Below are 12,205 nucleotides of genomic sequence, written 5' to 3'. Positions count from 1 at the left end.
CCAACTGGCCGGTTTGAGGAAAGCCTTAAACTGCCGCACCGCCTGGGCCGCTTTTAGCCTACGTCACGTAGACCATGCCGCGCCGGATGCGGGCTTATGGAGAGGGACGATCCGATGGACCGCCACAGCCGGCGATGTAACAGGATCAAGCCTGCCGCTCCGGCACCGTCACCACGAGGCCTTCGAGTTCGTCGCTCACCTTGATCTGGCAGGATAATCGCGAGTTCGGCCGCACGTCATAGCCGAAGTCGAGCATGTCCTCTTCCATCGGCGTCGGCTTGCCGACCTTCTCGGTCCATGCGTCGTCGATATAGACGTGACAGGTGGCGCAGGCGCAGGCGCCGCCGCATTCGGCCTCGATGCCGGGAACGGCGTTACGGATTGCGGCTTCCATGACGGTCGCGCCGTTCTCGACGTCAACAGTGCGGGTTTCGCCGGAATGGTCGACAAAGTTGATCTTGGTCATAGGGTGCGGTGCCGCCGAACAGATTATTGATAATAAGGAGGTTCGGCTGTCCTATAACGAAACGATCGGGCCAACGCCAGCGGTCGGCGCAAAAAGGAGGACATTCGTCTTCAAGATCGCAACAGGATCGCACGGATTTCCTGGCAGGCCTGACTGACGGCGTCATTCAGCATCGCCCGCGGCTCCGCCGGATCGGCGCCGCTGCGGAGCGCGTTTTCCAGATCGGAGGCGGCGGCGGCGACGTGAATGGCCCCTATCGCCCGCGCCGACCCCTTCAGCCTGTGCGCCAGCATCGCGGCATTCGGTGGAAGCCGCGCCAGCGAAACGACCAGCTCGGCGGCCTGACCGGCGAACATCGCCAGAACTTCCCGTTCGAGACCGTCATCACCGAGCGTCATGCGGTGGAGGTGATCGAAATCGATCGGTCCGTTCTCCGGAACCAGCGGTGGCGACGGCATCCAGGCGACCTGTCCACAAGAAAACGACATTGCTGCTATCCGAACAATCCGCCACGGCGAACCAGCCTCGCGGAATCTCCGCCAGCCAATCATGGAACTGGTTAACAGAACGTTTCAGGTACGAGGCCGACCTTCCGCGTGATTTCGGTCAAATTCGGCCCGCCTCCCCGTCACTTTCGCGGCGATCGAACGGCTGGCGCCGCCGGTCGTTAACGATGATTAAGATTGTATTAATCACGACCATTTCATTCGAGACGCTAAGCCAATAGGATGTTGGGGGGAATGACCGACAACGGGCGGTGGCGATCGCCGCGCCTGGAACCAGCTTGGGGCTCGGGTCGGCGACCGGACTTGCAGCGGCGGCGCAAACTTGCGGGTTGCGTAACACGAGGGCGTGGACTGAGATGGCGAACAATCCCAAGAAGGTCAAAGATCCAACGGAAGTCGCTCTCTCCGCCATACAGGAGGCGCTGAGCGTCGGCGAGGCATCCGCCGCCGTGGACCTGGATCAGGTTGCGGCCCGTCACGATGGCGCCCCGCCGGTCCCGCCCGCCAGCCACGTCGACGACAGACCCGGCGCCCATACCTCGATTGATCGACAGATCCTTGAACCCGCTGAAGGATCCCACTTCTCGCGACGTCCCGCCAATGATGACCGCGAAACGATCGGCCATATCCTTCAGACCCTCCAGAAGAGCAGTCCGTCCCGCAACGTCTACACACTGGCGACGGTGTTCGCCGGCATCTGGATTCTTGGCGCTGGCCTTCTGACGATCAGCTTTCTGCCGTCGTTGCAGGCGGCCCTCGGCCAGGGTAGCGGCGGGACGCTCGCTCTCGCGGGGCTGATCGCCTTGTTTTTCGCTCCCGTGCTGCTGTTCTACTTTCTGGCCCATATGGCGTGGCGCGGCCAGGAATTGCGCATGATCGCGCAGTCGATGGCCCAGATGGCGATCCGGTTCTCCGAGCCGGAAGGCCTGGCCAGCGATTCGGTGGTGACCGTCGGTCAGGCGATCCGGCGCGAGGTCGCCGCGATGGGCGACGGCGTCGAGCGCGCCATCGCCCGCGCCGGCGAACTGGAAGCCCTGGTCGCCAACGAGGTCGCCGCGCTGGAGCGCGCCTATTCTGACAACGAGGTGCGGATTCGCGCCCTGCTTCAGGATATCGCCCATCAGCGGGACAACCTCGTCGGCCAGGCCGAGCAGGTCCGCAACGCGATCTCGGGCGTTCAGATCGACCTCCGGCATGATATCGAGCTGATCAGCGACGCCATCGCCTCGCGCGTCGAGGAAGTCGCGAAAGGCATCACCGGCGCGCTGGAAGAGCGCGGCGATCACATCACGTCGGCGCTAAGCAATGCCGGCGACAACATGATTTTCGCGCTCGGCGAACGAGGCGGCGACCTGCTCGACCGGCTGGAGGAAGCCAGCTCCGAGACCGCACGCGCCGTTCTGGACGCCAGCGAGCGCCTGACCAGCAGCCTTAATTTCAAGACCGGTCACGTCCACGACGAATTCGTCGATCTGGCCGACCGCGTCCATGACATGCTGAACGAACGGATCGACCGGATCACGGGCGAATTCGAGCAAAAATCGGCATCCATCGTCGACAGCATTTCGGACCGCACCGAGCGGGTTCACGACGCCCTGAAAAATTCCAGCGAATCCCTGCTGCTGGAGCTCGAGCTTCGCGGAAGCGACCTTGCCAGCAAGGTCGATGATGCGGGCAATCGGCTGGCAAGCCGGATTTTGTCGTGCGGTGACAAGGCAAGCGAAGCACTCGACGTCACGGTCAACAGCCTGGTGGCCAACGTCGTCAGCCAGACCGAAACCGCGCACGATACGCTCAGCCTTCAGATGAACGCGTTCGATCAACTGGTGAAAGACCAGGGCGCTGAACTCGCGGAGAAATTCGCGCGCGACAGCGGAACGCTGGGCGCTCTGATCACCCGCCACATCTCGGAGTTTGATCGCACGGTGAAGACCTTCGGCGCGGAGATTGTCGACCGCCTTGGGCAACGCACCGAAGATATCGCACAGAGCATGAAGAATTATGTCGATACCTTCGATACGCGACTGACTTCCAACGGCGGGGAGATCAGCGCGGTGCTGGATCAGCACCTGGCGAGATTCGAAACCTCGCTGCGGTCGCGCGTCACCAATCTTGATTCCGCGTTCGACGCCAGGATCAAGTCGTTCGACGAATCCGTCAACGGCCGCCTGAAAACGCTGGAGCATATCTTCGATACGCGCGCGCAATCGGTGACGGCGACGATCGACAGCCGCCTCGTCACCCTCACCTCGTCGCTGTCCGATGGCGCCGCTCATGCGATCGGCTCGATCGAGAGTCGCCTGAACCACCTTACGATATCTCTGACCGAAGGCGCGACGCAGGCCGTCGTGGCGCTTGAAGGGCGCATCTCAGGGGTGACCGAGGCCATCGACGGCCGCAGCGCGGACCTCGCGGATACCATCACGGCGCGGTTCCAGGAAATCCATCAAGGTCTCGACGAGCGGGTGAGCTTTGTCGCGACCGCGATCGACACGCGGGTCGCGCAGTTCGAGGATCTGCTCGGATCGCGAGTCGAAGCCGTGGCGGGCCGCTTCGAATCGAGCGGGCGCGAGGCCAGCGACATCCTGCTGGCGCGCGCTGAAGAACTGTCGTTCGGCATCAAGTCGCATGTCGAGGACGCGGAACGTTCGCTGACCAATCTGATCGTCAATACGAGCGAAACCATTCAGACCGGCACCCGCTCCGCTCAGCAGGCCCTGCTTTCTATTTCAACCGATGTGGGAGCTCAGCTTCAACTAACCTCGACCGAAGTCGAGCGCGCCCTGACCACCGCCGGAACAGCGGCGGCGGGCTCCATTCTCAACAGCGCCCGCGAGGCGCAGACGACGCTGATCAACTCGTCCGCGGAGACCGCAGATCAGGTCAAATCCCTGTCAGCGGAGATCGAGCGGACACTGACCGCCGCCGGCGCCAACACGGCGGATTCAGTTCTCGCCGGCGCGCGCGCGGCGCAAACCACACTGGTTTCCGCGTCATCCGATGCCGCGGATCAGGTCAAATCGCTCGCGAGCGAGATCGAGCGCACGCTTTCGACCGTCGGCTCCGACGTCGAACGCATGCTGTCCGCAGCCGGAACGTCGACCGCTGACACCGTCCTGTCGAGCGCGATGGAGGCCCAGACCACGCTCGTCAAGGCTTCGACCGACACCGCGAACCAGGTCAAATCGCTCGGAAACGACATCGAGCGGACATTGACGGCAGTGGGCGCCGATACCGCCACCGCCATTCTCAACAGCGCCCGCGAAGCCCAGACCACCCTCACCACCACTTCGACCGAGGCCGTCAATCAGGTCAAGTCGCTTGCAAGCGACATCGAGCAGACCTTGACGACAGTGAGCGCAGGCACCGCCGCCGCCATTCTCAACAGCGCGCGTGAAGCCCAGAGCACTCTCACCTCCACCTCGGCCGACACAGCAAGGCAGGTCAGATCGCTGGCGACCGACATCGAGCAAACATTGACGACAGTGGGCGCCGATACCGCCACCGCCATTCTCAACAGCGCACGCGAAGCCCAGACCACCCTCACCACCACGTCGGCCGATACCGCAAGCCAGGTCAAATCGCTTGCAAGCGACATCGAACAGACGCTGACGACGGTGGGTGCCGAGACCGCGGCCGCGCTTCTCGGCAGCGCACGGGAGGTCCACAGTACACTTACCGCCGCTTCCGCCGACTCCGCCAATCAGGTGAAGGTGATCTCGTCGGACATCGAACGCACGCTCCACGCGGCCGCGGCAAACACCACCGAAATCATTCAGGCGAGCGCACAGAATGCGCAAACCTCTCTTATCTCGGCGTCGAACGAAATCAGCATCAAGGTCAAGTCGGTATCGACCGATGCCGAGCGTTTGATCTTCGCGGCGAGCGGCAGCTTCGGCACCACGATCACCGGCAAAACGGACGAAATCGTCAATTACGTCCAGCAGCAGACCGATCGTCTTTCACAGATGCTCGACAGTAAACGGGGGTCTTTGATCGAGGCTCTCGGAAGCAAGGCCGACCAGCTCAACTCCGATATCGGCCGCGTCACCGACGATGCCCTCAAGACGATCGAGGCCAAGGGCGAGAACTTCTCTCAATCGATCGCCGCGAATGGCTCCAACGTGGTCCGCACCATCACCAGCGCGGGAGAACTGGCGACCGGCGCGATCAGCAAATCGTTGAAGGATCTCGAGGAGGCATCCCGCTCCGCCATCGATCAGTCCCGGCAAGCATCCATCGCCGCCGTCACGGAGATGCAGGAGACCAGCAAGATACTGCGCACGGATACGGTTGCGCTGTTTGAACGGCTGCGCGAGGGCAACATCCTTCTTCAGGAGGTCCTCACCGGGGCGCACGAAAATCTGAATTCGCTGGAGCGCACGCTCGTCACGCGCGTCGCCGACTTCGTATCCACGATGAGGGAGGTTACCTCACAGAGCGGCCTCGCGACCCAGTCACTTGAGGAACAGTTGACGACGTTCAACACCAAGACATCAAAGGCCCTCGATGATCTTGGCTCATTGTCGACCCAGTTCGAGACTCATGGAAAGGCGTTGATCGAAGCCGCAGCGCGTGTCGAGCAGAGCAACCAGAAAACCACGACCTCGGTCGAGGAGCGCAAGTCGGCGCTGGAATCGCTCGTGACAACGATCGACTTGCGAACGACCGACTTCGACCAGCGGCTGACTCGCTTTACCAGCCTGCTGGATGAATCGCTCGCCGCCGCCGAAGAGCGCGCCCGCGATATCGCGCGGGTGGTGGCCGAAACCGCCGGAGCGGGATCGGCCGCGATCAACAGTCAGTTCGAAGCCGTCCGGGCGGCAGCCGAGAACGAACGCCGCCTGACATCAGAGTCGATGAGCGAGATCTGCAAGAAAGCCGGTCAGGAAGCGGAATCGATGCTCCGGCAATCTGCCGACAGGTTTGCCGCGCTGGTGCAGAGCATGAAGCAGATGACGGCCGAAATGCACCGAGAGCTGGAGACGACGCGCGGCGAGCTTCGCCGGGGCGTGCTCGAGATGCCTCAGGAGGCGGCGGAGAGCACCGCTCAAATGCGCAAGGTAATCGTCGATCAGATCGAAGCGCTCGCCGAGTTGAACCGGATCGTCGCACGTCATGGCCATGGGTTCGACGTCGTCAGCAGCGGGCGGTCCAGTTCTCAGCGCGAGGCAGAGCCGGTGATGGCCGCCGCCGGACGGAGCGCGGCGAAGGCACGCACCGCGTCGCGCATGCGCGACAACGGCAATGCGGCGCCTACCCCGGCACCCACCCCGGCGCCGGCGCCGGGCGCGCAACCAGCCCGCCGCGCGGAGCAGACGGCCAAGCCGCCGGTCGCTGACGATGACGGGGACGGCTGGCTTTCGGATTTGCTGAACCACGCCGATACGGCGGAACGCGACGTCCCGCGGGGGCGACAAGCATCGCCTGCTGCCGCGGCTGCCAATCCGCTCGATTCCCTATCGCTGGATATCGGCCGCCTGATGGACCGCAAGCTTGTCGGCGAGATGTGGGACCGCTATCAGCGCGGCGAACGCAACGCCTTCACAAAGCGGCTCTACACACCGGCTGGCCAGAAGGCGTTTGACGAGGTCGCCCGCAAGTATCGCACCGACCGTACTTTCAAACAGACGGCGGACCGCTACGTTGCCGAATTCGAACGGCTGCTGGACGAGGTTGCACGCGACGAGCGGGAACCCTCGGTGATACGCGATCATCTGATATCGGAGACGGGCTTGGTCTATACCTTGCTGGCGCACGCGGCGGGACGGCTGGCATAACCTGCGCTTCGCCGGACCAGCAAACGGAGGTTCACCTCCGTTTGCTGACGACAGCAGGCAGATGAGATCACGATCCCGATGATCAACCCGGGGTTGATGTCATCAGGGGGATGCCGTCAAGAACGCCGCGGCACGCGGCCGGACCGCGCCTTGCGCAAGCGCGTCCAGTGTGGGATCGTCGGCCAACGTCAGCTTCGCACAGCATCTCTGCTGACATGATGCGGAACGTCAGCGCCGGCTCGTTGGATTTATCTTCCCCCGACGCGACCGGCTCGCGGTACATTCGGACCTGCCAGCTTGGAAACATTGTCGAACGACATAACCACGCTCCGGTGCCGCATCGAACGATGGCCGATCGCGGGGAGTTTCAGGATCAGCCGGGGCGCCAAGACCGAAGCGGTCGTGGTTGTCGCCGAAATCAGCCGGAGCGGCCATACCGGACGCGGGGAATGCGTTCCATATGCTCGTTATGGTGAAACGCCGGAGGGTGTTCTCGCTGCCATCCTCGGGATGCAGAAGCCTCTCGCCGCGGGCCTGGATCGTCGATCACTCGCATCCGCGATGACGGCTGGCGCGGCGCGCAACGCGCTGGACTGTGCGCTGTGCGATCTGGAGGCCAAATGCGGCGGCCAGCGGATCTGGACACTCCTGAACCGTCCGGCTCCCTCCCCTCGCTCCACGGCCTACACGATCTCGCTCGGGTCGCCCGAAGCCATGGCGGCAGCGACCGCGCGAGCATCGCACCGGCCTCTCCTCAAGATCAAACTTGGCGGCGACGGCGACCCCCAGCGCATCGCCGCCGTTCGCAAACAGGCTCGCGAATCAGAGTTGATCGTCGATGCCAACGAATCATGGACACCTCATAATCTGGAGCGAAACCTCGCAGCCTGCGAGGCGGCGGGCGTCACGCTGGTCGAACAACCCCTTCCCGCAGGCAACGACGAAGCGCTGGCGCGCATTCGCAGACCCATCGCTGTCTGCGCCGATGAAAGCGTTCATGACCGGGCGTCACTCGACGGCCTTCGCGAACGCTACGACGCCATCAATATCAAGCTCGATAAGACCGGCGGGCTGACCGAAGCGCTGGCCATGGCGGACGCGGCCCGTGCGCTGCGTTTCGAGGTCATGATCGGCTGCATGGTGGCGACTTCGCTGTCGATGGCGCCCGCCATGCTGATCGCGCAGCACGCCCGTTTCGTCGACCTCGACGGGCCGCTGCTGTTGGCTCGCGATCGTGACGACGGCCTTCGCTATGATGGCAGCACGGTCTACCCGCCCGACGTGGCGCTTTGGGGCTGATCCGCCGGACGCTCACGGGACGTCGGAGGATGGCGCGACGGCAATCTCTCGGGGCGGCAAGCGGTGAAGCGCCCGCCGCCCGGAACACAGCGAATGGGGATTTCTGATTCGAACCGCGTAATTCAATTGCGATTCAGGCCGGATCATGGTGATCGTTACAGCAACGCGAAATGATTTACGCGATGAGTTTGCCATGGCCGATGAAGCTTTCGCCCTGTCGCCGATTTCTGCCAGCGCCGCGCCGCTTGGCGAGGCGGACTTCGACGCCATCCGCGAAGCCTTCATGGAGACATCGAGAGGCCGGTGGTTCCTCGCCGAATACGCCAGGCGCAACCGCAGCGCCGATACGGCGATGGTGCTCGATGCCGTGGCGCGCATAGAGCAAACGATCGAGACTCAACAGCAGGCGACGCCCGCCGACGCATTGCCCAAGGCGCTCGCCGCCATCAGGAAAAGTCTCATCGAGGCCAGAACCACCGCAACCGCGGCGCTCGACAAACGCATCATGAACGATGCACTCGTCCCGATCCAGAACGGCGTGCGCATCATTCGCGAAATCTCGTGGCGTTGGCGCGAGATCGGCGGAGACAGCCGGATTTGCGATATTCTCGATTCGCAGACCGACGCAATCGAAAAGGCTCATTCGCAACTTGCCGCCAGAGACGATATGGCGGCGCTGCATTCTGCTTTCAGCGTGATCGAGACCACGCTCGACGAATTGTGGGACTGCCCGGCCTCGGCGGCATCCCCGTCCCGATCCGACGCCGCGCCGCCGGAGACGATCAATGAGATCGTCGCCTTACCCGAAGAAGCAGCGTCTCAGGCGCAGGCAGTGGTGGAAGCTGCCGCCAACGAATCAGAGACGGTAGCCGCTGCTGCACACGACGCGCCGGTCGATGCCGCCGGCGGATCGATGACGCCAAACCATGGCGAAGACGCACACGCCGCCGAGGTCAGTGAACAGGACATGGCGCACGACGATGCCGTGCTCGACATGATCGCGCTTGAAATGGGAGCGCCTGATCTCGAAGAACCCGAGACGGGTCTTGCCAGTACGAGCCTTGCCAGTATTGAAGGATCGGAAACTCCCGATCTGGTGCCAGACTCCGAACCGATCACAGACAATTCAAGCGAGCATCCTGATCGCGAGCCCGAAGCGAACTCCGAGAACCCCGCACCACCTTCACTTGGCGCCTCGCTGCTGGCGAGCGGAGTTGTTTCGAGTCCCACGCCGCGTTCCGATCCGATGGCTCCGTTCAAGCGCATGACCCAGGCGGACAAGATCGCGTTCTTTTCCTGACCGTCCATCTTCCATCACGGATTTGCGAAGGTGACCACGAAACGCGGGCCGGAGCATAGCCGCTCGGCCGCGATCATCGCCGGCGACCGCGCGCGGTGGCTTGCGGATGCCAGGCATCGGGCGGTCCGTCTGAAAATCTACGCCGCCCGCGCGCTTATGGGCAAAACAGGCGACGAACGGGGCAACGGATCGGCCCATGTGATGATCTCAAACCGACCGTCCTCATGTTCGGCAAGCGCGGTGCAACTCTCCACCCAATCGCCGCAGTTCATATAGCGAATGCCGTGCTCGTTGCGGATCGTGGCGTGATGGATATGGCCGCAGATCACGCCGTCGGCGCCGTGACGCCCTGCCTCGCTGGCGAGCGTCTGTTCGAACGCACCGATGTAATTCACCGCGTTCTTCACTTTGAACTTCGCCCATTTCGAGAGCGACCAGTATGGGAATCCGAACGAGCGGCGGAACGCGTTGACGAGGCGGTTGACCCGGATGGCGAAATCATAGGCTTTGTCGCCGAGAAGGGCGAGCCACCGCGCGTTCTGAACCACCAGGTCGAAGATATCGCCATGGATAACGAGATAGCGCCGCCCGTCAACGCCGGTGTGGATCGCGTTCTCGACGACCTCGATGCCGCCGAAATGCGTTCCGTAGTAGGATCTCAGGAATTCATCATGATTGCCGGGCACGTAGATGATGGTCGCGCCCTTGCGCGCTTTGCGCAGCATCTTCTGGACGAAGTCATTGTGCGACTGCGGCCAGTGCCAACTCGACTTCAGCGCCCAGCCGTCGACGATATCCCCGACCAGATAGATCGTGGCGGCATCGTGATACCTGAGAAAATCCAGAAGCTGATCAGCCTGAGAACCGCTGGCGCCGAGATGAACATCGGAGATGAACAGAGTCCGGAACCGGTGATCCGGCTTGACATCATCCATCGCATAGCTCCCCATGAGCATGGGGTAACATGCCGCCATGACAAGGCAATGACACGCGCCAACCCGGATGGCTGCGCCGTCATCAGTCTCTATGGCGTTTTCGATCGAAGCATTTCCTCAGGCCTGGCCCGGGATGGATGACCTGTTCGCGGGAGTTCCGCTTCCTGTTCGATCAGAAACGAAAATGCTCGAACTGGTGAAAATGATGAATCGGTCCATGGCCACGACCGATATTCAGCCGGTCGGCGGCCGCGATCGCCGCCGTCACGTAAGCTTTCGCTCCGCGCACGGCGGTTTCCATGCCGTCGCCTTTGGCCAGACCTGCGACGATGGCTGACGACAGCGAACAGCCAGTGCCATGGGTATTTCTGGTGACGGCACGCGGAGCAGCAAAGGTCATTGTTCCCTGGCGGGTGACAAGATAATCGATGCTCTCGGGGCCGTGCATATGCCCGCCCTTGATCAAGACCGCGGCACAGCCGAATTCCAGCAGCCGCTGGCCCTGCCGCACGATGTCGGGCTCTCCCTCGGCAACGGGTTCGTCGAGCAGGACTGCGGCCTCCGGAAGATTTGGCGTCAACAGCTGCGCGCGCGGAACAAGCTTGCTGCGCAATGCCTCGATCGCATCGGACTCCAGCAGACGCGCTCCCGAGGTCGCGACCATCACCGGATCGAGCACAACATGCGCCGGCTTCCAGCGCGACAGGCCGGCTGTGATGGCATCGATGACGGCAACCTGGGCGACCATCCCGATCTTGAGCGCTCCGACATCGAGATCGCCGAACACCGCGTCGATCTGCGCAGTCACGAAATGCGCCGGAACGTTGTGGATGGCGGCGACGCCTTGCGTGTTCTGCGCGGTCAGCGCCGTGATGACGGACGCTCCATAAACACCAAGCGCGGCGAATGTCTTGAGGTCGGCCTGGATTCCCGCGCCGCCGCTGGAATCGGAGCCGGCGATGGTCAAGGCAACAGGGACTGTCATCATCGTCTCGCGTAAAGGCGTCGGATCACGCCAGCATAATGATCCTAGAGTCTTTCACCGCTTCATGGAAACGGTGAAGGATTCTGGCTTTATGTTTTTGACGCGTTTCTTCACGCGAACCGGTATCCACCCCGCTCGAGGACGCTATATTGGCGCGTCGTCTTTTCGGAGATACGCGATGGTCCCCTTCTTCGTTCAGTTCAAGTGCAAGCTTGGCCAATCCTACGCCGTCGCCAACGCGCTTGCCGAAGCCGAGATCGCCTCGGAAATTTACTCCACCGCCGGGGACTACGACCTGCTGGCGAAGTTCTATGTCGATAACGCCACCGACATCGGCCACTTCGTCAACGAAAAGGTGCAGGTCATTCCCGGCATTCAGGACACCCACACCATCATCACCTTCAAGGCGTTCGGAGTGAAGTAACTGCTCCCGGCGAGGAACAAGCGGCAACAATTCTCGTTGGAACCTGCATCCACCTGGAATCCGCTCGGGAGAAAACGATGAAAGCCAACACGGGTCTTCTCGCCGTCCTCACCCTCGCCGTCGCTGTCACACTCGCGGGTCATGCGTCCGCCGAAAAGCTGAAAGCCATGCTGAACGGCGCATCCGAAGTGCCCCCCAATACCAGCAAAGGCAGCGGGGCGCTTGACGCTCATTATGATGCCGCGTCCAAAAAGCTGGCCTGGAAGCTGACCTACTCCGGTCTGACCGGTCCGGTAACGGCCGCACATTTCCATGGGCCTGCGGACGTCGGCCAGAATGCGGGCATTGTCGTTACGATCCCCGAAGCGACGTCCAGTACGTCGGAAGGCAGCGCCACACTGACCGACGCCCAAGCGGCTGACCTGCTGGCCGGCAGGTATTACGTCAACGTCCATACCGCGGACCATCCCGGCGGCGAAATCCGCGGGCAGGTCACGAAGTAGGCTTCCG

General features: G+C 62.6%; 9 protein-coding genes. 5 read left to right on the top strand and 4 right to left on the bottom strand.

Translation table 11 applies throughout. The features are described from left to right. Positions 1-145: 145 nt before the first annotated feature. Complete coding sequence (locus tag NWI01_RS00345; protein ID WP_011314384.1) at positions 146-466, bottom strand: 2Fe-2S iron-sulfur cluster-binding protein; 321 nt, start codon at positions 464-466, stop codon at positions 146-148. A 110-nt stretch (positions 467-576) separates the two neighbouring features. Further along, positions 577-954 (bottom strand): Hpt domain-containing protein, encoded by a 378-nt coding sequence (locus tag NWI01_RS00340; protein ID WP_244613585.1) that lies wholly within the window; start codon positions 952-954, stop codon positions 577-579. Between the two features lie 374 nt (positions 955-1,328). On the opposite strand from NWI01_RS00340, the gene NWI01_RS00335 reads away from it, so the two are divergent. The 3 genes from NWI01_RS00335 to NWI01_RS00325 all read left to right on the top strand — a co-directional run bounded on the left by NWI01_RS00335 (position 1,329) and on the right by NWI01_RS00325 (position 9,351). Beyond that, entirely contained in the window at positions 1,329-6,752 is a 5,424-nt protein-coding gene (locus tag NWI01_RS00335; RefSeq protein WP_141381764.1) for an apolipoprotein A-IV repeat region-like domain-containing protein, read from the top strand. Positions 6,753-7,049: 297 nt separating this feature from the next. Then, positions 7,050-8,051, top strand: a complete 1,002-nt coding sequence (gene dgcA, locus NWI01_RS00330; protein ID WP_181410308.1) for an N-acetyl-D-Glu racemase DgcA — start codon at positions 7,050-7,052, stop codon at positions 8,049-8,051. Positions 8,052-8,244: 193 nt separating this feature from the next. Beyond that, positions 8,245-9,351, top strand: coding sequence for a hypothetical protein (locus NWI01_RS00325; protein WP_244613584.1), 1,107 nt, complete (start codon positions 8,245-8,247; stop codon positions 9,349-9,351). Positions 9,352-9,488: 137 nt separating this feature from the next. Here NWI01_RS00325 and NWI01_RS00320 read toward each other — a convergent pair whose 3' ends face one another. Continuing rightward, positions 9,489-10,301: a UDP-2,3-diacylglucosamine diphosphatase gene (locus tag NWI01_RS00320; RefSeq protein ID WP_141381942.1), complete on the bottom strand. Its 813-nt coding sequence runs from the start codon at positions 10,299-10,301 to the stop codon at positions 9,489-9,491. A 157-nt stretch (positions 10,302-10,458) separates the two neighbouring features. Beyond that, on the bottom strand, positions 10,459-11,271 hold the full coding sequence (gene thiD / locus NWI01_RS00315; RefSeq protein ID WP_141381941.1) for a bifunctional hydroxymethylpyrimidine kinase/phosphomethylpyrimidine kinase: 813 nt from the start codon (positions 11,269-11,271) through the stop codon (positions 10,459-10,461). A 178-nt stretch (positions 11,272-11,449) separates the two neighbouring features. Here thiD and NWI01_RS00310 point away from each other — a divergent pair, with 178 nt between their 5' ends. Both NWI01_RS00310 and NWI01_RS00305 read left to right on the top strand, forming a co-directional pair. Continuing rightward, on the top strand, positions 11,450-11,695 hold the full coding sequence (locus NWI01_RS00310) for an Lrp/AsnC ligand binding domain-containing protein (protein ID WP_141381761.1): 246 nt from the start codon (positions 11,450-11,452) through the stop codon (positions 11,693-11,695). A gap of 77 nt (positions 11,696-11,772) precedes the next feature. Further along, complete coding sequence (locus NWI01_RS00305) at positions 11,773-12,198, top strand: CHRD domain-containing protein (RefSeq protein WP_141381760.1); 426 nt, start codon at positions 11,773-11,775, stop codon at positions 12,196-12,198. The last annotated feature ends 7 nt before the right edge of the window (positions 12,199-12,205 follow it).

The organism is Nitrobacter winogradskyi (genome assembly GCF_006539545.1).
Classification (GTDB): domain Bacteria; phylum Pseudomonadota; class Alphaproteobacteria; order Rhizobiales; family Xanthobacteraceae; genus Nitrobacter; species Nitrobacter winogradskyi_A.
This window is presented reverse-complemented; position numbering and strand designations above follow the sequence as displayed.